The sequence below is a fragment of the Arthrobacter sp. MYb221 genome (genome assembly GCF_002979835.1).
In the GTDB taxonomy this organism is placed as follows: domain Bacteria; phylum Actinomycetota; class Actinomycetes; order Actinomycetales; family Micrococcaceae; genus Glutamicibacter.
In genome coordinates, this window is sequence record NZ_PCPW01000009.1 from 120,518 (window position 1) to 139,820 (window position 19,303).

17 protein-coding genes and 1 riboswitch are annotated in these 19,303 nt (G+C 64.9%); of the genes, 7 read left to right on the top strand and 10 right to left on the bottom strand.

All coding sequences use genetic code 11. The features are described 5' to 3' along the window. Nucleotides 1-4 precede the first annotated feature (4 nt). Both CQ015_RS12390 and CQ015_RS12395 read right to left on the bottom strand, forming a co-directional pair. Nucleotides 5-1,537 carry a deoxyguanosinetriphosphate triphosphohydrolase family protein gene (locus tag CQ015_RS12390; protein WP_105650220.1) on the bottom strand — a complete coding sequence of 511 codons (1,533 nt, stop codon included), beginning with the start codon at nt 1,535-1,537 and terminating at the stop codon, nt 5-7. Between the two features lie 62 nt (nt 1,538-1,599). Beyond that, on the bottom strand, nt 1,600-2,535 hold the full coding sequence (locus CQ015_RS12395) for an NAD(P)-dependent oxidoreductase (protein ID WP_146114054.1): 936 nt from the start codon (nt 2,533-2,535) through the stop codon (nt 1,600-1,602). Nucleotides 2,536-2,716: 181 nt separating this feature from the next. Here CQ015_RS12395 and CQ015_RS12400 point away from each other — a divergent pair, with 181 nt between their 5' ends. Further along, nucleotides 2,717-2,926 carry a hypothetical protein gene (locus CQ015_RS12400; RefSeq protein WP_096289054.1) on the top strand — a complete coding sequence of 70 codons (210 nt, stop codon included), beginning with the start codon at nt 2,717-2,719 and terminating at the stop codon, nt 2,924-2,926. Nucleotides 2,927-3,032: 106 nt separating this feature from the next. Here the strand turns inward: CQ015_RS12400 and CQ015_RS19130 are convergent, their stop codons facing one another. From CQ015_RS19130 to CQ015_RS12420, 4 genes are all read right to left on the bottom strand, one after another. Beyond that, nucleotides 3,033-3,977: a hypothetical protein gene (locus CQ015_RS19130; RefSeq protein WP_219844306.1), complete on the bottom strand. Its 945-nt coding sequence runs from the start codon at nt 3,975-3,977 to the stop codon at nt 3,033-3,035. 185 nt (nt 3,978-4,162) lie between these two features. Then, nucleotides 4,163-4,735 carry a YdeI family protein gene (locus tag CQ015_RS12410; protein ID WP_105554160.1) on the bottom strand — a complete coding sequence of 191 codons (573 nt, stop codon included), beginning with the start codon at nt 4,733-4,735 and terminating at the stop codon, nt 4,163-4,165. Nucleotides 4,736-5,032: 297 nt separating this feature from the next. Beyond that, the gene (locus CQ015_RS12415) at nt 5,033-6,073 is read right to left on the bottom strand and encodes a methionine synthase (protein WP_096289050.1); all 1,041 of its coding nucleotides are present in this window, start codon (nt 6,071-6,073) and stop codon (nt 5,033-5,035) included. 17 nt (nt 6,074-6,090) lie between these two features. Continuing rightward, nucleotides 6,091-7,083 (bottom strand): DUF1852 domain-containing protein, encoded by a 993-nt coding sequence (locus CQ015_RS12420; RefSeq protein WP_096289048.1) that lies wholly within the window; start codon nt 7,081-7,083, stop codon nt 6,091-6,093. A gap of 122 nt (nt 7,084-7,205) precedes the next feature. On the opposite strand from CQ015_RS12420, the gene CQ015_RS12425 reads away from it, so the two are divergent. The 5 genes from CQ015_RS12425 to CQ015_RS12445 all read left to right on the top strand — a co-directional run bounded on the left by CQ015_RS12425 (nt 7,206) and on the right by CQ015_RS12445 (nt 14,130). Further along, nucleotides 7,206-8,147, top strand: coding sequence for a LysR family transcriptional regulator (locus CQ015_RS12425; protein ID WP_105554158.1), 942 nt, complete (start codon nt 7,206-7,208; stop codon nt 8,145-8,147). 238 nt (nt 8,148-8,385) lie between these two features. After that, nucleotides 8,386-8,476, top strand: a riboswitch (SAM riboswitch). A gap of 120 nt (nt 8,477-8,596) precedes the next feature. Beyond that, complete coding sequence (locus CQ015_RS12430; protein ID WP_105650222.1) at nt 8,597-9,907, top strand: O-acetylhomoserine aminocarboxypropyltransferase/cysteine synthase family protein; 1,311 nt, start codon at nt 8,597-8,599, stop codon at nt 9,905-9,907. Continuing rightward, nucleotides 9,904-11,124, top strand: coding sequence for a cystathionine gamma-synthase (locus CQ015_RS12435; protein ID WP_105650223.1), 1,221 nt, complete (start codon nt 9,904-9,906; stop codon nt 11,122-11,124). Before CQ015_RS12430 ends, CQ015_RS12435 begins: the two co-directional genes overlap by 4 nt. A 20-nt stretch (nt 11,125-11,144) precedes the next feature. Further along, nucleotides 11,145-13,061, top strand: coding sequence for an HNH endonuclease (locus CQ015_RS12440; protein WP_105650224.1), 1,917 nt, complete (start codon nt 11,145-11,147; stop codon nt 13,059-13,061). Nucleotides 13,062-13,128: 67 nt separating this feature from the next. Next, nucleotides 13,129-14,130 (top strand): bile acid:sodium symporter family protein, encoded by a 1,002-nt coding sequence (locus CQ015_RS12445; RefSeq protein ID WP_105650225.1) that lies wholly within the window; start codon nt 13,129-13,131, stop codon nt 14,128-14,130. Between the two features lie 96 nt (nt 14,131-14,226). Here the strand turns inward: CQ015_RS12445 and CQ015_RS12450 are convergent, their stop codons facing one another. From CQ015_RS12450 to CQ015_RS12465, 4 genes are all read right to left on the bottom strand, one after another. Continuing rightward, nucleotides 14,227-15,285 carry a Gfo/Idh/MocA family protein gene (locus CQ015_RS12450; protein WP_105650226.1) on the bottom strand — a complete coding sequence of 353 codons (1,059 nt, stop codon included), beginning with the start codon at nt 15,283-15,285 and terminating at the stop codon, nt 14,227-14,229. Between the two features lie 42 nt (nt 15,286-15,327). After that, nucleotides 15,328-15,849, bottom strand: a complete 522-nt coding sequence (locus tag CQ015_RS12455) for a gamma carbonic anhydrase family protein (protein ID WP_096289034.1) — start codon at nt 15,847-15,849, stop codon at nt 15,328-15,330. Nucleotides 15,850-15,927: 78 nt separating this feature from the next. Further along, entirely contained in the window at nt 15,928-16,773 is an 846-nt protein-coding gene (gene purU / locus CQ015_RS12460; RefSeq protein WP_096289032.1) for a formyltetrahydrofolate deformylase, read from the bottom strand. Nucleotides 16,774-16,834: 61 nt separating this feature from the next. Further along, complete coding sequence (locus tag CQ015_RS12465; RefSeq protein ID WP_258138396.1) at nt 16,835-18,055, bottom strand: NAD(P)/FAD-dependent oxidoreductase; 1,221 nt, start codon at nt 18,053-18,055, stop codon at nt 16,835-16,837. Between the two features lie 221 nt (nt 18,056-18,276). On the opposite strand from CQ015_RS12465, the gene CQ015_RS12470 reads away from it, so the two are divergent. Next, complete coding sequence (locus CQ015_RS12470) at nt 18,277-19,161, top strand: bifunctional methylenetetrahydrofolate dehydrogenase/methenyltetrahydrofolate cyclohydrolase (RefSeq protein ID WP_105650228.1); 885 nt, start codon at nt 18,277-18,279, stop codon at nt 19,159-19,161. Nucleotides 19,162-19,303 lie beyond the last annotated feature (142 nt).

Consider the following 19,303-nt stretch of genomic DNA (forward strand, 5'->3'; position numbering starts at 1 on the left):
CGAGCTACAGCCCGCGCCCGGCCTCCCAGAGGTTATCCGCCGTACCTGCCAGCAAGGCATTCAGCGAGACCGCCTGGGCATCGGTGAACGAGGCAATGTAATCCACGATCGCTCGGGCCTGGCCCAAACGCTGCACCTCATCCGGTCCGGCCTGCAAGAAAAGCTCGGGGGAGTGCGCGCGCAATTGACGGTATTCGTCGGTGGCGGCTTCCACCGAATCGAGCAGCCGGCGCGGGGCACGGGCGGCATCCTCCGCGTCGTTGAGCCAACTATGGAAGCCCTCGGCCAAAGACCTGACGATGCGCGTCTGGCCACGCTGGTACACGGCCAAATCCGAGCGGTCCAGCACAAAGCGCGAGTGCACGAACTTCAGCACGCCCACATCGTGCCAGGCCTCCTTGGTGAGGCGGACGTGTCCGCTGCGGATCGTCGGATTGCGTTCCACCGTGACGGATTCCTGCAGCCGGTCGATCCAGCGCCGGGTGAAAGCGGTGACCGCCCGATCCGCCTCCAGACCGCCATCATAAGGAACCGCCAGCAGCCCCTCGACCAGGTCATGGCCCACGCGTTGCACCGAGGCGCGGAAGGCCTCCGCGTCGGCGATCCACGGGTCCTTTGCAAAGGCGCGCCGCCAGGTGGATTCCAAGGCGTGGCCCGGCTTGCGCAGGTCGAGGTCGGCCTGGCGCATGGCAGCTAGCTGCACCGTTTGATCGAGCCAGGCACGGAACTCGGCCGAAACGGTGGTGTACTGCAAGATCCCTGCACGGTAGAAATCGTCGAGGTCGTGGACCGCGTAGGCGATATCGTCGGCGATATCCATCACGGAGCTTTCCAGGGTCTGCTGGAATTTGCCGATGGCGGGGAACACCGAGAGCACATCGCGCATTTCGGCGGCCTCGAAGTCGTAGGCGGAGTACTTCAAGGCTCCCGCCGCCGGGTCGGTCCCCACCCCGCGGGGCAGCATTTCCGGGGCGAGCGGAGCCATAGTGCGCCATTCGTTGCGAGTCCACGGGTATTTCAGCACCGCGCCGCGTACGGCACGGGTCAGATTCATCCCGCGTGGTGTGGCATCGCAGCTATCCAGCGCGGTGAGGATGCGGAAGGTCTGCGCGTTGCCTTCGAAGCCGTCGGGCAACCCCAAGGTATTGCGGGCAACACGATCCAATTCCTGCTCACCCAAATGCCCGAATGGCGGGTGGCCCAAATCGTGGGCCGCGGCCGCCGCCTGCACGACCACGGGGTCGCAGCCGCCGAGCTCGGCGACGAGTTTTCGGGTTGGCTCATCTGCGGTGCGCAAGCGGATCGCGATGGTGCGGGCCACCGCGGAGACCTTCAAGGAGTGCGTCAACCGGTTGTGCACGGTGGTGCCCGAACCCGCCTGCGGAATCACCTGGGTCACCGCCGAGAGGCGCGAGAAGTACGGGGAGAATCGAATGCGCTCGATATCGATGCGGAACTCGTCCTCACCTGTACGGTTAGCCTCGTCGATCGCGCGTTCCCGGCCGCCGGTGTCATGGGTTTTCTGCCTGATATCCATCGTAGGAACCAGCCTAGGCGATCGGAACCCGGGGAGCAGGCAAGGAGAGAAAATTGGTGAGGCTAATTCTCCTGCAGTGCGCCGCGGACCACATGCAGCGGATCGTCTCCCGCGGCGATGCGTTGGATCTGTTCAACGGCCAGATTCATGGACAGATCGATGAACATCCACGTGTTTCCGGCAATATGCGGGGTGATCAGGCAATTCGGGGCCGCCCACAAGGTGTGGGATTCGGGCAATGGTTCCGGATCGGTGACATCCAATGCCACGCGCAGCCGCTCGGACTGCAATTCGGCAAGCAGCGCGTCGGTATCGACCACTGGACCACGTCCCACATTTACCAGCAGGGACTGGTCCGGCATATGGGCCAAGAACTCGGCATTAACGAGTCCGCGTGTCGACGGGGCATCGGGCAGAGCCACGATCACGACCTGTACTTGGGGCAATAGCGCTGGCAGCTCATCGATCCCATGGACCGGTGTGCCATCGGGCAGTTGCCGAGCACGGCTGGCTACCGCGATCACTTCCTTGGGCTTGAAGGGCAGCAGACGGTCGCGGATTTCCTGTCCGACGCCGCCGAATCCCAAGAGCAAGACGGTGGCTCCGTGGAGCGTGCCACCCCAGAGCGGATTCCAATCCCGCTTGAGCTGTTGAGCCCCGGCCTCCGGAAGCTCACGCAGCGAAGCCAGAACCAGAGCCAGCGTGTGCTCGGCGGTGGCGTCTTCCACCGCCCCGCGGGAATTGCTCAAGCTGACGTCGGGGTTCAGGTGTTCCAGGACCCATTCATAGCCAAGGGAGAGCAGGTGCACGTGGCGCAACCCTGGAATCTGCGCGACCCGTGCACGCCGTTCGACCAGCAGCGGACGCTCGGTGATCAGCACCTCTGCTTCCGGCGCTTCTTCGTTCGAGTCGTTGAGGTGCCAGTAGATCGGAGTGATGCCAGGCAGATCCAGTTTCATTGCCAGCCGGCCATTGGGCACGAGCACACGTAAAGTCAAAGGGTTCCCTCCCGAACTGGTCACACCGGTGACGTAAGTTTTTGGTGCGAGCCTCGGAGCTTATTCTGCGCATCTTTGCCACACCGTGCAAGTGCCTTGTCCTTGTGTGAAGCGCGCGCTGAGTAGGCGAGTCAGGCGCTTCATGAAACCCTTCTGATTGTCAAGATGTTAGAGTTTAGGCATGCCGCAGCCGGAAGAATACGTGAATACCTCCAACAAGTCCCAGGCGAATACCAGCTCGTCGATCTTCATGTATTTGGGATGCACGGTGATGGTTCTTGGCCTCGCCAGCCTCATTCTGGGCGGTGGAATCAGCGGTGGATTGCTGCTGCTCTCCGGTGCCGTGCTCTACGTGGGAACCACCATCACCGAGGCAATCCGCACCAAATAGCCTCGCCGGCCGCGTTGGCACCTCGGTGCCAAGGTGTTGCCGCAGATCCGGATGTGCCATCCTGGCCTTGCAGTTCCGATGGGTGCCGCAGGTAGCTCTGCGATCTTTATCTTGTGATATTTCCTGCGGGATCTTCCATAGCCTGTGCGAGTATCGATTCGACGATTCTCAAATCTTCAGCAGGCTTTCGAACGATCTTGCCGCGCTTGTTGCTGAAGTCCTTGAAATCAATGATGACAAGCTTCAAGTCGTGCTCCGGAATGAGTTCTGCTTTGCGGGCATCGTAGATTCTGCGCTGTTCGCCGCGTCGTCGTCCGCTCGCCGTGATTTTGTCGTCGAAGAACGGCACCGATTCGGTGTGCTGCCTTTCGTGATATTCCACGACTACTCCTAGTTCAGCCCAATAACCGTCCACCGGTAGCGGCTTAACTTTTCCATTCTTGGCTGACGGATCGCCGACGAGCCAGGGGAACGTTTGCTGGCCTGTCCGCTTTGCCTCCAGCACCTGATCGCAGAGCTCGAGCACGTAGTGCTCGTCGCTGTCAGCGCGTTTGCTGAGCGTGGGTGCAGGCAGATGCTTCGGCGGCGCTGGCACACGGTGCCTGCTGCACCACCCCAGCTCCCAGCCGAGTGAATCGTCGAAGTAGTCGGCGTAGGCAACGGGGAGATCAGCCAGGCTATGAACTTGGGACAAAAGCATCGCGTACCAGTCGGTATATTGCTTGTTTCCATTCTCCTTGCCGGTACTGCGCTGGAGTGACGGCATCGCCTCAAGAATTGCTTCCGCAACGCTCACATGGCTGACGTCTTCGGGAAATTGGATGTCATTGTTGAAGACGTTCTGGCCAGAGGTGGAGTAGAGGCAACGCTCTTCGGCGTTATAGGGGTCGCCGAACTCATCCTCGAGGTTCCATTCCGTGACGTTGAAAATAACAATCCGCCAGGCCGTACCTGAGGCATTCATTCCGGGCAAAACACGCAGCCCGTAGTAGCCCAAGCGGTGCAGCAGTCCAACGGCTTCAAGTATTCGCAGAGGAAGCTGAGAGTCCAATTGATATCCTTCGATCGCGGTTTACTAAATGCTGACATGTCCTACCGACAGTTGGGACTAACGCCGTTCGCTCAAGGACGCCTCGGCTCGATTACTTGAGAACCCGGAGAATCAGCCTAGGCGGCGGAACCGCACTAAGTAGCATCGTTGACCGTTTTGCGCATCGTGGACAGGGAGCTGGCCCCTCAGCCTTCGGTGTCGGTGGCTTCCAGCTCGGCCAGGAACTTGGCAAGCCGCGCGCTCCGGGTCTTCTCGGTCCGGGCAATCATCAGCTGGTGCAGGATGTGATAGCGCGGCTGGGACTTCAACGCGGCGAAATTCTTGGCAGCAAGCGGGGCGCGGTCCAGCGCATCTTGGAGATCTTGCGGCACCTGGGCGGTGGCTTGGCCTTGGTACGCGCGTTCCCACCGTCCATCGTCCTTCGCCTTTTGGATCTCCGCATACCCTCGCGGGCGCATGCGGCCTTGGTCGATCAGCTCCTGGGCATATCCAGTATTCTTCTCCGACCAGACAGAGGCCTTGCGCCGAGGGGTGTAGCGCTGGAGGAAAGTCGTCTCATCGCGCTTGCGACGAATGGCATCAATCCATCCGCTGCATAGCGCCTCGGGCAGGGCTTGGGTGACAGTCAGCGAAGTCGGAGTGGTAGTCCCTTTCTTCGCTACAACCAGCCATACGCCGTCGCTGGTCTCTTCGTGCTCATCGAGCCATGCCCGCCATGCGGCAACGTCGGGAAGAATCAAAGCATCGTCAGGATCCATGCCATCTATCCTGCCCCTAGTTGCTGATTGCCGCTAGGGATGCATCCGGCGCCAGGACGATTGCTCTGGACCGGTCCCTGCAATGGTGATTGTTTCCGTCCAGTGGTGGCCGACACGCGGGTCAGAGATTGGCCCTATTTCCCGGCTCTGGAACGGCGAGACCCATCAGCCTCCGGCTGGTGCCGGGGCTGATGGGTTTTCGGCCTTCCAGGCAAGAACTTTGCTAGGACCTTCCGCAGGCGGGACTGCGAGCTAGCGTGCAAGATGAAGCCGATCCGTGAATTGGCCGTCGCCAGCTCAGACGCGTGCAGCAACCAGCTCCTCGCGCAGGATGCCGGCTCCCGCGCTGAGCGCGCTCAGCTTGGCCAGCGAGACGTCGCGGGGGAACGGTGCCATGCCGCAGTTCGTGCTGGGCACCAGCTTGTCCGCGTCGACGAATTCAAGTGCATTGCGCAGCGTCTGCGCGACCTCTTCGGGGGTTTCCACCGTTTCACTGGCCACGTCGATGGCGCCGAGCATGACCTTTTTGCCGCGCACCAGCTCAACGACCTCGAGCGGGACATTGGAGTGGTGAGACTCCAGGGATATGGTGTTGATGGACGAGGCCTGCAGCAGTGGGAAAGACTTCTCGTAGTGGCGCCACTGGGCGCCGAGGGTTGCCTTCCAATCGTTGTTCGCCTTGATCCCGTAGCCGAAGCAGATGTGCGCCACGGTCTCAGCTTTCAGCCCCTGGCAGGCGCGCTCCAGCGCGGCGACGCCCCAGTCCGCGACCTCGTCGAAGAACACGTTGAACGCCGGTTCGTCGAATTGGATGATGTCCACCCCGGCTGCTTCGAGTTCTCTGGCCTCCTGGTTGAGGATGGCCGCGAACTCCCAGGCCAGTTTCTCGCGGCTTCGGTAGTGCGCATCATACAGCGTGTCGACCATGGTCATTGGGCCGGGAAGGGTCCACTTGATCTGGCGGTCGGTGCACGAGCGCAGGAACTTCGCGTCCTCAACGAACACCGGCTTCTCACGCCGCACCGCACCGACTACGGTCGGCACGCTCGCGTCGTAGCGGTTGCGGATGCGCACCGTTTCGCGCTTTTCAAAATCGACCCCGGTCAGGTGCTCGATGAAGGTGGTGACGAAGTGCTGGCGGGTCTGCTCGCCGTCGCTGATGATGTCGATGCCGCGCCGGGTCTGCTCCAGCACCGCTGCGCGCATGGCGTCCTGCTTGCCTTCGCGCAGCTGCGCGCCTTCCAGCTTCCAATCAGACCAGAGGGTTTCGGGCTTCGCCAGCCAGGAAGGCTTGGGCAGGCTGCCGACAATGGAGGTGGGAAGTAGCTTTGATGTCATCGTGTGTCTTTCGGTTCTCAGGCGACGGGAGCGGGGCAAGTGGCGGCCCACTGGTCCAGCAATTCGCGGTTCGGGGTGATGAAGTGCTCCGCGGTGTACTTGCCCTGCACTGCGCCGAGCCGGGTGCGCTCTTCGCGGTCGTAGGAGATCCTGGTCGGGGCGAAATCCTGTGCCCCCAAGCTTGGGCGATAGACGGCCGGTGCAGCGGAGCTTGCGTTGTAAATCTCGGGGCGGTAGATCTTCTGGAAGGTCTCCATGGTGGCGATGGTGCTGATCAGCTGCAGATTGGTGTAATCGTTGAGCAAGTCGCCACGGAAGTAGAACGCCAGCGGAGCGACGGCGCCCGGTGGCATGAAATAGCGCACGCGCAGCCCCATCTTGCCGAAGTACGCATCGGTCAGGGAGTTCTCATCCTGCTGGTATTCCAAGCCGAGGACCGGGTGGCTGTTGCCCGTGCGGTAGTAGGTTTTGGAAGTGGAGACGCTGATGCAGACCACGGGTAGTTGCGCAAAGCGCTGACGATAAGCCTGCGAATCCAGGAAGTGCTGGAAGAGCTGGCCATGAAGTTCGCCAAAATCTTCAGGCAATTTAGGGGCACCGGAGCCGTTGCCGGCCGCCGGAAGCACCACGCTGAAGTCGTAATCGCGCACATAGGAAGAGAAATTATTGCCCACCATGCCGTGGCTGCGGGTGCTGGTGGCTCGGTCCACGATGGTGGTGTCTAAGACTTCAAGCAGCGGGAACTGCTCCGCTGCGTTCGCCGAGTCGAAGTGCACATTGGCGGAGATGATCTCCAGCTCGAGTTCATAGCGATCGCCCTGAGGATTGTCCCAGTGAGCCAGGGAATTAAAGCGGCGGTTGATCATCGTCAGAGCGTTGCGCAGGTTCTCCTGGCGGTTTTCCCCGCGGGCCAGGTTGGCGAAGTTTGTCGTGACTCGTGAGCTCGCACAGGGGGTGTAGTCTTCGTCGAATTTGGTGGTGCTGATGCTGAAGGTGAACGCGTCTGCCATGGTGGCCTATCTGGTGCTCAGTGGCCTGGGCCGGCCGAAAGTAAGTCGATGCGTCCATCATGCAGTGAGATCGCGGATATCAGGTAACTCGATATAACTATGGATTCATATAGACTTGCACTATGGTTCAGGGGACGAGTGGTTTGACACTGCAGCAGTTGCGCTATTTCATCGCGGTCGCCAGCGAGGGGTCGATCTCCGCGGCGGCTGACCTGATTTACGTCGCACAGCCGAGCATGTCGGCGGCGATGAAGGAGCTCGAAGCCCGCGTGGGACGCACCTTGCTGGTCCGCTCGGCCAGGGGAGTGACGCTCACCGCCGAGGGAGCAGAATTCCTCGGTTATGCCCGGCAGGTTCTGGAGCAGGTGGAGCTGCTTGAGCATCGCTACCTCGGCCGTCCCTCGGTCCGTCGCCTGCTCGGCGTTTCCACGCAGCACTATTCCTTCTCGGTGGATGCGTTTGTCAGGATGGTTCAGGCCAGCGGGGCCGAGGAATATCAATTCTCGCTGCGCGAGACCCGCACCGAACAGATCATCGAGGACGTGCGCACCCTGCGCAGCGACATCGGCATCCTCTATCGCAACGACTTCAACCGGAAGGTCATCGACAAGCTGCTGCGCGAGTCCCGGCTCGTATTCCACCCCCTGTTCCTCGCCGATCCGCACATCTTCATTTCGCGCAGCAACCCGCTGGCCTCCCGGGCGCGGGTGACGCTCGAGGACCTCGAAGACCTGCCGCGCTTGACCTTCGACCAGGGTGCGAACAACTCGTTCTACTTCGCCGAGGAAGTGCTCTCCACCAGCTCCAGCAAGCGCGAGATCCAGGTTTCGGACCGCGCGACGATTTTCAACCTGATGATCGGCCTGGGCGGGTACACGATCTCCACGGGCATCATCAGCGACGAGCTGGATCCGTCCATCGTCGCCATCCCGCTGGATGTCGATGAGCGCATCGAGATCGGCTGGATCGACCATGCAGCGATTCCGCTGACCGAGCAAGCGCGGCGCTATCTGGACGAGGTGCGCTCGGTCGTCTCAAGCTTCGGAGTTGAGGTCCTGGACTGAATCCCCGGCCCCCAAGACGTAACACCGTGTCATTTGGCGGACCGTCGGCGACATAATAGTTGCGCAAAACCCTGGTTCTTCAAGGATTCTGGCGGTTGCCGCGCGTCACAAAGGGACTGCGGGCCGGGCCCCATTACGGGACTGGCGCGGGATGTGAAGCTAGGTGCCCCTGTATGAAGCGCGGGCGTGGGCGTCGTTTGCGCCGCCGGATGCCGATGTCCAACCATGGAAGAACAACAACCCATCAAGAGCGACCGAGAGATCTGGCTCGTAGACGTCGCAGCAACCATCGGGAAACCGAAAGGTGCTAATGCCAGGAACGATGGAGCAGTTCCGAACGTGCCATAAGGCGCCATGCTTCGTACCGTTGTGGCCTCAGGGCGGCCGAGGGGCGGTACGACGCCGGGTGTTCGGTGCACTCTCTCGTGGATCAGAAACGAGAAGGAGCTATGAACCAACGCCAAGGAACCGACGCGGTCCATGCAGGGTATCGTCCGAGCGGAGATTTCCGCCCGATGCTGCCGCCACTGCACAATTGCGCAGCGTACCAGTTCGAATCGCACGCAGAAGCGATCGAAAAATTCGCGTTGCGCCAGGCCGGCTTCACCTATTCACGCACCGGCAACCCCACCGTGGCCATCCTGGAACAGCGGGTGGCCGCCCTTGAAGGCGGAGCCCAAGCGGTAGCCACCGCCTCGGGGCAGTCGGCCGTTGCGCTCTCGCTGCTTGCCCTGACCCAGGGTCCTAAGCACATCGTGGTTTCCTCCTCGCTGTACGGCGGCACCGTGGACCTGTTCACCGACACCTTTTCCGACTTCGGCATCCGGGTCAGCTTTGTCGACCAGGCCGACCCCGCAGCTTGGGCCGGGGCCATCGAAGAAGACACCCGGGCGTTCTTCCTGGAGTCCGTCTCCAACCCGCTGTGCACCGTGGCGGACCTGCCCGCTATCTCGGCGATCGGGCACGAGCACAACATTCCGGTGGTCGTCGACAATACGCTGGCCACCCCGCTGAATATTCGCCCGCTGGATTTTGGCGCCGACATTGTGGTGCACTCGGCCACCAAGGGGCTAGCCGGACACGGCTCGGTGCTCGGCGGCGTGGTCGTGGACTCGGGGAAGTTCGATTTCTCGGATTCCACCCGCTGGCCGCAAATCGCCGCCCCGCGAGTGCGGCTGAACAATGCCTCGCTGCTTGAACGCCACGGATCGGCCGCCTACGCCATGCTGGTCCGCTCCAAATTCCTGCACGACCTGGGGCCGGCCTTGGCCCCGGCCAGCGCCCAAGGCATTCTGACCGGCATCGAAACCTTGCCGGTACGTGCCGCACACGTGCAGCGCAGCGTGAGCACCCTGATCCAGGAACTTGCAGATCACCCGGGCATTGCGGCCATCCACCACCCTTCGCTGCGGGCCCACCCGAGCCACGAGCTGGCCAAAAAGCTCACGCCCAAGGGCACCGGTTGCGTGCTGGCCATCGAACTGGCCCACCCCTCGCTGGTGTCCCCGGTGATCGACGGGCTGCAGCTGATTTCCCTGGCCGCAAATGTGGGCGATACCCGCACCATGGTCGCCCACCCGGCCACCATGACGCACTGCCGGCTCTCCGCGGAGCAACTTCTCGCCGCGGGCCTGAACACCTCCACCCTGCGCATTTCGGTGGGGCTTGAAGACCCCGCCGATCTGCTCGCCGACCTCACCCAAGCGCTGGACAGCGCACTAAACCGGGCCCTGGCCCCGCAAACCCAAGGAGCATCATGAGCGGCTTCAACACCCTCGCCGTCCACGCCGGCCAGCATAAAGACCCGCACACCGGAGCCGTGGTCCCACCGATCTACCAAACCAGCACGTTCATCCAGGACGGAATCAACGTCTTGCGCTCCGGGCACGAATACTCCCGCGGCTCGAACCCGACCCGCGATGGCTTCGAAGCGCAGCTCACCGCCCTGGAAGGCGGAGCCGCGGGGTTCGCCTTCGCCTCGGGCATCGCCGCCGAAGACGCGCTGCTGCGTGCGGTGCTTGAACCGGGCGACCACATCATCCTGGGCGCCGACGGCTACGGCGGCACCAACCGGCTGATCTCCAAATTGCACAGCAAATGGGGCATCACCTCTTCCGCGGTGGATATCACCAACCTGGACTCGGTGCGCGCAGCGGTGCGCCCGAACACCGCGCTGCTTTGGGTGGAGACTCCCTCCAACCCGCTGCTGGGCATCGCCGATCTTGCCGGCTGGGCGGACATCGCCCGCGAGCACGGCGCCCTGCTGGTAGTGGACAACACCTTCGCCACTCCCTACCTGCAGCGGCCTTTGGACTTCGGGGCCCACGCGGTGGTCCACTCCACCACCAAGTACATCGGGGGACACTCGGATGTGCTCGGCGGCGCGGTGATCGTCGCCGATCACCTCTTCCGTGGCCAGCCGCTGGCCGAAGCCGTCGGCTTCCAGCAATTCGCCGGCGGCGCGGTGGCCGGCCCGCAGGATTCCTACCTGGCCGCACGCGGCCTGAAGACCTTGGGACTGCGCATGGAACGCCACTGCGCCTCCGCAGCTAAGCTGGCACGCTGGCTTGATGACCAGCCTGAGGTGACGCGGGTCTATTACCCCGGGTTGGAATCCCATCCCGGCCATGAGCTTGCGGCGCGCCAGCAGCGTGGTTTTGGCGGCATCGTCTCGTTGCAGCTCACCGACGAACCCGCCGCGCGCGCTTTCGCCGAATCCATGGAGTACTTCCAGCTCTCGGTTTCCCTGGGCGGGGTGGAATCCCTGGTCTGCTACCCGCGCGAAATGACCCATGCCTCGCTGATCGGCACCGAGCTGGAAATCCCGGCCAACCTGGTCCGCCTTTCGGTGGGCATCGAGGAACCCGAGGACCTCATCGCGGATCTTTCCCTCGGGTTGGCCGCCGCGCGTAACGCCGCAGGCCCGGCACGCACCACTTGTCCACAGCCGGCGAGGGAACCCGCACTGCAGCTTTAGCCGCCGCGCACACTGGGGCCATGGACAACTCCCGCAGCACCGCAGAGGCCCTGGGCCAGCTGGCCCGGGGCCTGGCGCTGATGACCGCCGCGACGCAGGCCATCGCCGCCGAGACGCCCGCCCCGGGGCACGCCGCCTACTTCGCCTGGCTCACCGAGCGGGCCGCCGCGGCCGTGGCCCACGCGCAGATCCATGCGGCCGACGCACTGCGCCGCAGCGGAGCGCACAAGCTGGACCAGCAGTCCCTCCAGAAGATTTCCGACGCCGGCTCGCAGACGGCACCCGAAGAGCTCGACGCACTGCACGGGCAGACCACCACCGGCCGGACGCAGTTCAAGGCGACCGCGGAGCTGCTGCACGGCTGGCTGGGCGTGCCCGCAACCACCGCGCGGGAACGCCTGGTGCAGGCCGATTGCCTGATCGCCGGGGTCGACGAAGCCGGGCAACGCCTCGACCCCTGGCTGCCGCAATTGGCAGAGCAGTTCGCCGATCCCGCCGCAGATCCGCGCCTGGTCGTGGGGACGGCGAAGAAGATCCACGCGGCCCGCAACGATCTGGGCCAAGGAGCCGAGGGCGAGGCCGCCAAAGCGCGGCTGCAGGCCGAAGCGGTGAGCTTCATCAAGAACGAACCGGAAACCGCGCGCAAGCATGTGGCGGATCTGGTCGCGCAGGTGAAGGCCGGGAAGCGGCCGATGAAGGCGCTGCTGGCGGACATCGGCTTTTTCAAGCTCGGGGTGCGCAACGGGCTGGTGGAGTACTTGCTGCGCGTGCTGCCTGCGCAGGCGGCGCAGATCGAAGCGTTCCAGCAGGCGCTGAACAATCCGAAGACGATCGCGGGCAACCGGGAGGCGTTGAAGGATTTGGATGCCGAGCTGACCGGGGAGCCAGGCAGCTCGTGGGACGACTCGGATTCGATGCCCGGCTGGGCCAAAGGCGACGCGGATGCCGAGAACGTCGAAAACCGCCCGGCGCATGCCGAGCCCGGCAACGACGCCACCGAGCCCGCGGAAAACGACGAGCCAGGCAACGCCGTGGAGCGCGGCAGCGCAGCCCAGGATGAAGAACCGGCGGCTCCGGCGGCGGAAGCCGAAAGCCGCCCAGCGGATCTGCCCGGCGGCTGTCCTGCAGCGCCGGCGCTCCCGGGCACCGATGCGCCGCGGCTCTCGACCGCGGTGGCGCAGAGCCGCGATGCCGAGGACCTTCCCGATTCCGCGGTTGACCCGCCAGATCTTGCCCGTGCCGGCCCTGAGGCGCAGGCGCCGTGGGAAGAGCTGCGGCCCGAACGCCGGTATCTGATCGGCTTCATGGCGCTGCTGATGGCCGACCGCACCGGTTCGGGTGGTTCGAAGGGGAAGCGGCCGGGACTGGTCGCCCCGCAGGTGAGCATCATCTTGGACTACGAGAAGATGCGCGAGCGCGGCAAGGATTTCGCCGTAACCTCCTCGGGCATCGAGTTGTCGGCAGGCGAAACCCGGGCGGCGTTATGCAACGCGGGAGTGTACCCGTTGGTGCTCAACGGCAAGAGCCTGCCATTGGACTTGGGACGCACCCAGCGGTTGTTTTCCAAGGCTCAGGGCCGGGCGATACGCGCCGCCTATCGGGGGTGCGCCTATCCTGGATGCAGCATGCCCGCCGAGCGGTGCGAGCTGGATCATCTGGACGCCTGGGAGAAGGGCGGAGCCACGGATGTGGAATCCTCGGAGTTGGGCTGCTCGGTGCACCATATCGAGCGGCACTGCGGATTGTTCCACGCGGTGAAGATCAAGGGGTGCCGGCCAATGGTGCTGCTCTCCAAGGAGCTGGATCCACAACAGCGCCTGCGGGTCAATACGTTTTTCATGACGCCTTCGGAGGCCTTGGAAGCCGAGGAGCTGGCGCAGCGGATGACGCGGTTGTGGCGCGCGGGGCAGCTGGACGTGGAAATCGTCGATCCCTGACCGCCTGCGCTTGATCGAATTGCCGTCACAATTGGCGCAATGATGATCGATTTGCCAAGATTATCCCATGTCTTCTGATCTTCCTGTTCACTCCGCGCCCGAAAAGGCCGGCGAGGAACGCAGCGCCAAAGTTGCGGTCACCCTCTTCCCGCTGCTGGTGCTGGCCGGCGGCGCGCTCGCACTGCTCACCCCCGAAACCTTCTCCGGCTTCTCCAAGCTGATCAATCCGCTGCTGATGGTCATCATGTTCGGCATGGGGCTCACGCTCACCTTGCCCGATTTTGCCCTCGTGGTGCGCAGGCCACTGCCGGTGCTCCTCGGAGTCATCGCCCAATTCATCATCATGCCGCTGCTGGGCCTGGGCATCGCCATGGCGTTGGCGCTGCCTCCGGCGCTGGCCGCCGGCGTCATCCTGGTCGGTTGCGCCCCGGGCGGCACCGCCTCGAATGTGGTCACCTACCTGGCCAAGGGCGACGTGGCCCTCTCGGTGACGATGACCTCGGTCTCGACGCTGCTCGCGCCGATCTTCACCCCGCTGCTGGCCCTGTGGCTCGCCGGGCAATACCTGCCGGTGGCCGCGGGAACCATGGCGCTGTCCATTGTGCAGATCGTGCTCATTCCGGTGGTCCTGGGCCTCGTCTTGCGCACGATCCTGCCCCGCCTGGTCAACATGGTGCTGCCGGCCCTGCCGTGGGTTTCGGTCATCGCAATCACCTTCGTGGTGGTCATCGTGGTGGCCGGCAGCTCGGCGGCCATCTTCAGCGCGGGCCTGCTGATCCTGCTCGCGGTGATCCTGCACAACGCCGGGGGCATCGCCCTGGGCTATGGCACCGCGAAGCTGTTCAAGCAGCCGATCGCGAGCCGCCGCACCATGGCCGTGGAGATCGGCATGCAGAACTCCGGCCTCGCCTCGGGGCTGGCCAAGGACTTCTTCACCCCCGAGGCGGCGCTTCCCGGCGCGGTCTTCTCCGTCTGGCACAACCTCTCCGGCGCGCTCATTGCCGCCTACTGGCGGCGCAGCAGCGCCAAAAATGGCCAGCTGGCCACCGCGGAACAGCCCGTCAACTAGCCGCACGGCTGCACCACGCAAAAAGCGCCGGCCTCACGTTGAAATTCAGCGTGGGGCCGGCGCTTTTGTGCCGCAGAGCTTTTCCGCGACCGGAGCTCAGCGCGTCACCAGATCGTTCGGGTAGACGACCCCTACAGACTCGCGGATCGTATCGAAGAGCTCCATGGTTTTCACCGAGTGCTCCCAGGGCATCGTGGGCGACTGGGTGAGCCCCTGCTGGATGCAGCGGGTCGCCTCGCGGAATTCGTATCCGTAGTTCTCGCCTACCGCCTCGAACTCTTCTACGCGGGGCGGGCCATCGGTGGGGTGGATGAATAATTTGCTCGCGTTGTACAGCGGCGCGTTCGTGGCCAGCCATCCGCCGGTGCCGGTGACTCGCGCCTGCTGCGGGGCGCCCCCGTTGAGCGTCAGCAGCAACTGGGCATGCTTGCCACCGGCGTATGAGAGGTTCATCGCGGTCTGCGTATCCACGCCGTCCCGATTGAGCTGAGCTACCGCGTGCACCGACTCGGGGAAGCCGAGGGCGCCGATGGCCCAGGTCAGCGGGTACACACCCAGATCCAGCAGGGCCCCGCCGCCGGCCTTCGGGTCGAAGAGGCGCGAGGCCGGATCATAGGCGGCGTGGAACCCCAGATCCGCCTGCACCCAGGTGACCTCGCCCAGTTCCCCCGATGCGAGGATCGCCAGGGCCCGGGCGAATGCCGGAGTGAAGCGTGCCCAGAGCGCTTCCATCAGGAACAGCGAACGTTCGGCCGCGAATTCCACCAGCGTGCGCGCCTCGGATGCGTTGATGGTCAGCGACTTCTCGCAGACCACATGCTTGCCGGCCGCCAGCGCAGCCATGGCGATCTCATAATGCTGCCCATGCGGGGTCGCGATGTAGACGACCTCCACCTGCTCGTCCGCGAACAGCTCCTGATAGGACCCGTAGGCCCGATCAATGCCGTGCTCGTCGGCGAATTCCCGCGCCTTGGCCGTATTCCGCGAGGACACCGCGCAGACTTGCGCGTCGGCTAGAGCCTGCAGGTCTCCGATCACCTTGGAGACGATCCGCCCGGTGGACACCACGCCCCAGTTCAGCGTCCGCCCGGTGGCCTCGGCGGCCGGCAGAGCCGAGGGCTGCGCGGTCGGTGGCGTGCGGATATGCGAGGTCATCGGCGGTGTCCTTGTACTGGGAGTCGAGAATCGGCGGGGCGGTCAGGAACCGTTGGCGGCCAGGTGCTTGGCGGCGAGCACCAGATAGTGCTCGGCGTTCACGTTCAGGCTGGCGACCTCGTCCGCGGTCAGTTCGCGGCGCACCTTCGCGGGAACCCCGGCCACCAGCGAGCGCGGCGGCACCTGCGTGCCCTCAAGCACCAGGGCCCCGGCCGCCACCAGCGACTGCTCGCCGATGACCGCGCCGTTCATGATCGTCGCGCTCATCCCGACCAGACAGCCATCGCCCACGGTGGCGCCGTGCACCACCGCGCTGTGGCCGACGGATACCGCGTCCCCGAGCGTGCAGGGGAACCCCGCATCGGCATGCAATACGACGTTGTCCTGCAGATTGGTGCCCTTGCCCACCCGGATCGGGGCCGAATCGCCGCGCACCGAGACACCGTAGAAGGCGCTGGCGCGATCAGCCAATTGCACGTCGGCGCTCAGCGTCGCGGTCGGGGCAAGGAAAACTTCGGCGCCCACGGTAGGGGTAACGCCGTCAATGGTAATTATGTGAGCCATGGCACCCATCCTATCCGCAGCCGGGGTCCGGCTCGGCGAAGCGCTGCGCGGTGCGCGCCGCCGGGCACTGCCGCGAAACTAGGAGAAGACGATGGTGCGCTGCCCATCGAGCATCACCCGGTGCTCGGAGTGCCACTGCACCGCACGGGTCAGCGTGCGGCCCTCGACGCTGCGCCCGAGCGCGACCAGCTGGGCGGGGGTGCGCGCATGGGAAACCTGGGTGACCTCCTGGTCGATAATCGGCCCCTCATCCAGGTCCGCGGTCACATAGTGCGCGGTCGCGCCGATCAGCTTCACCCCGCGGGCGTGGGCCTGGTGGTACGGCTTCGCCCCCTTGAAGGAGGGCAGGAAGGAGTGGTGGATGTTGATCACCCGTCCGGCCATCCGCTCGCACAAGGCGTCGGAGAGGATCTGCATGTAGCGGGCGAGCACCACCAGTTCGATATCGTACTCATCGGCCAGGGCCAGCAGCTCCGCCTCGGCCTGGAACTTGTTCGCCGGGGTCACCGGCAGGTGCACGAAGTCCACCCCGTAGAACTCGGCCATCGGCTTCAGATCCAGGTGGTTGGAGACGATCACCGGCACCTCGATGGCCAGATTTCCGGCGCGCTGGGCGAAGAGCAGGTCGTTGAGCGCGTGCCCCGCCTTGGAGCACATGATCATGGTGCGGGTGCGCTTGGCCGCGTCGTCCACGCGCAGCGACATCACAAATTCCTCGCGGATCGGCGCGAGCGCCGCGCGCACCTGGACCAGGGACTGTTCGGTGGCCACCTCGATGCGCATGAAAAAGGTGTTCGAATCCGGCGATTCATACTGCTGGGACTCGGTGATATTGCAACCAGCGCCCAGCAGCCCGCCGGAAATTGCATGCACGATGCCCGGTCGGTCCAGGCAGGAAAGGGTCACGATGTACTGGTTGCTCATGGATCGAGGTTAACCTCCCGGAGCCCCCTGCGCCGAATCCGGCGTCTTGCCAGCGCGATATTTACCTGGCCGTTGTCATCTGCGGCGGGCGATTTTCGGCCCCCGCTTCGCTCGCGTCCGCGGAACCAGCCGCCACCCCGAGCTCGGCCAGCCGGCGCACCGCCGCCACCGCGGCTTTCCGCCCGGCCCGGGTCGCCCCGATCGTGGAGGCCGAGGCGCCGTACCCGACGAAGAACATTCCCGGCAGCGCCGCCGCGCTCACCGAATCGGCAAGCACCCGGATCCCGCCGGCGCTGGTGTGCAGCTTCAGCCCGCGCAGGTGCCGATGGGCATGGCGGAACCCCGTGGCCCACAGGATCGCGTCGACCTTTTCGCTCGTGCCGTCGGCAAAGCGCACCGACCGTGCACCCAGCGAGGAGATGGCCCCGCGGGAGATCAGCGCACCGGAGTCGATGCCCGCCCGCATCGCCTCGGTGAGAATCAGCCCGGTGGTGCCGACCACGGATTTCGGCGGCAGCCCGGCGGCGGTCCGCGCGTTGACCTCGCGCTCCACGGCCACGCCCCATTCGGGATCGTTGCCCACCTCCCGCCAGTCCGGGGCGCGCCGGGTGGACCAGAGGGTGTCGATCCCGGCGGCCCGCAGCTGCACGATGAACTGGGTGGCGCTCGCCCCGCCGCCGACCACCAGCACCCGCTGCCCGGCAAACTGCTCCGGCGCCACAAATCCGGAGGTGTGCACCTGCGGCCCGGTGAATTCTTGGCTGCCGGGGTAGACCGGCCAGAAGGGGTTGGTCCAGGTGCCGCTGGCGTTGATCAGCGTGCGCGTCGCGAGCTCCTCGCCGCTGGAAAGCCGAACGCTGAACCAGGTTCCGTCGTGGCTGACCGCCGCCACCTTCGCGGGCCGGCACACCGCCAACCGGTGCAGCGCTTCGAACCGCGCATAGTAGTCGGAGACCACCGCGGAGGCTGGCCGCGTGGGGTCCTGATTTTCGAAGGGGAAGTCCGGCAGCGGGTGGATCCGGTGCGTCTTGCCCAGGGTGAGGGTGTCCCAGCGGTGCTGCCACGCGCCGCCGGGGCGCTCGTTCGCGTCGAGCACCACGAAATCCTCGCCGGCTACCAGTCCGCGCCGGTGCAATTGATAGGCCGCCGAAAGCCCCGCCTGGCCGGCGCCGATCACGATGCTCTGGTAGCTCACCCGAACCTGCTTTCTCCACGTTGCGCTCACCGGGTACAACAACCCCGGAGCGGTGCGCATTCCCGCCGCACCCGCTACGTGGTGCACAGCCTTCGGCCGAGGAAATCACATTTTTCGCCCGTCATCCACCGGTGTGCGCACCGCGAAGTTCGTTAGACTTGTGCGCAGAAGCATCGTGACTGGCGTGAGGTGGATAACCACCGGGGAGCGAGCAACCTGCAGTGAATACGGACCGCGCGCCTGGGTCTGGTACCGAACAGCATCGTGAGCCGCGCAGCAGCTGCGCAGGCCACAACGGAAGGAACAGTGTGAGCGCACGTATTCTCGACGGCAAGGCCACCGCGGCAACCATCAAGGCGGAGCTGGCCGAACGCGTCGCCAAGCTCAAGGAGCAGGGTTACGCCACCGGGCTGGGCACCATCCTGGTGGGCAACGACCCGGGCTCGGCCTGGTACGTCGGCGGCAAGCACAAGGACTGCGCCGAGGTCGGCATCGAATCGATCCGCGTGGATCTGCCGGAGGAAACCACCCAGGAGGAGCTGCTGGCCAAGGTGCGCGAGCTGAACGAGAACCCGGATTGCACCGGCTACATCGTGCAGCTGCCGCTGCCCAAGCATATCGACCAGGACACGATCCTGGAGGCGATGGATCCGCAGAAGGACGCCGACGGGCTGCACCCGATGAACCTGGGCCGCCTGGTCGCCAACGTGAACCGCCCGATGGCCTCCCCGCTGCCATGCACCCCACTGGGCTGCGTGGACCTGCTGGCCCGGCACGATATCGATCTGAACGGCAAGCACGTGCTGGTCCTGGGCCGCGGCGTGACCATCGGACGTCCGGTCGGACTGCTGCTCACCCGCCGGTCGGTCAACGCGACCGTCACCCTGGCGCACACCGGCACCACCAACCTGCCCGAGCTGCTGGCCCAGGCCGATGTCATCATCGCCGCCGCCGGGGTCCCGCACATCGTCAAGGCCGAGTCCATCAAGCCCGGCGCGATCGTGCTCGACGTGGGAGTCTCCCGGGTTGACGGCAAGGTCACCGGCGACGTGGATCCGGCGGCCGCCGAGGTCGCTTCGTGGATCAGCCCGAACCCGGGCGGCGTGGGCCCGATGACCCGGGCGATGCTGCTGAACAACGTGGTCGAGGCGGCCGAACGCAACGCCGCCCACGCCGCCAGCGTCGCCAGCTAGGCGCAACGCAACCCGAAGGCCCGTGGGCCATCCCGCCGCGGCGGGATGGCCCACGGGCCTTTTTCGTACCCGGAACGCCGGCTGGTGATGCCTCCGGCGGTCAGCTCCGCTGGCCACGCCCGCCGCGCTGACCCGGGCACGA

What these genes read in the sequence shown, in the direction of transcription:
- CQ015_RS12430 (WP_105650222.1), top strand. Translation starts at nt 8,597, where the DNA reads ATGAACCAACGCCAAGGAACCGACGCGGTCCATGCAGGGTATCGTCCG.
- CQ015_RS12400 (WP_096289054.1), top strand. Translation starts at nt 2,717, where the DNA reads ATGCCGCAGCCGGAAGAATACGTGAATACCTCCAACAAGTCCCAGGCG.
- CQ015_RS12440 (WP_105650224.1), top strand. Translation starts at nt 11,145, where the DNA reads ATGGACAACTCCCGCAGCACCGCAGAGGCCCTGGGCCAGCTGGCCCGG.
- CQ015_RS12435 (WP_105650223.1), top strand. Translation starts at nt 9,904, where the DNA reads ATGAGCGGCTTCAACACCCTCGCCGTCCACGCCGGCCAGCATAAAGAC.
- CQ015_RS12445 (WP_105650225.1), top strand. Translation starts at nt 13,129, where the DNA reads ATGTCTTCTGATCTTCCTGTTCACTCCGCGCCCGAAAAGGCCGGCGAG.
- CQ015_RS12410 (WP_105554160.1), bottom strand. Translation starts at nt 4,735, where the DNA reads ATGGATCCTGACGATGCTTTGATTCTTCCCGACGTTGCCGCATGGCGG.
- purU (WP_096289032.1), bottom strand. Translation starts at nt 16,773, where the DNA reads ATGAGCAACCAGTACATCGTGACCCTTTCCTGCCTGGACCGACCGGGC.
- CQ015_RS12420 (WP_096289048.1), bottom strand. Translation starts at nt 7,083, where the DNA reads ATGGCAGACGCGTTCACCTTCAGCATCAGCACCACCAAATTCGACGAA.
- CQ015_RS12415 (WP_096289050.1), bottom strand. Translation starts at nt 6,073, where the DNA reads ATGACATCAAAGCTACTTCCCACCTCCATTGTCGGCAGCCTGCCCAAG.
- CQ015_RS12390 (WP_105650220.1), bottom strand. Translation starts at nt 1,537, where the DNA reads ATGGATATCAGGCAGAAAACCCATGACACCGGCGGCCGGGAACGCGCG.
- CQ015_RS12450 (WP_105650226.1), bottom strand. Translation starts at nt 15,285, where the DNA reads ATGACCTCGCATATCCGCACGCCACCGACCGCGCAGCCCTCGGCTCTG.
- CQ015_RS12455 (WP_096289034.1), bottom strand. Translation starts at nt 15,849, where the DNA reads ATGGCTCACATAATTACCATTGACGGCGTTACCCCTACCGTGGGCGCC.
- CQ015_RS12425 (WP_105554158.1), top strand. Translation starts at nt 7,206, where the DNA reads ATGGTTCAGGGGACGAGTGGTTTGACACTGCAGCAGTTGCGCTATTTC.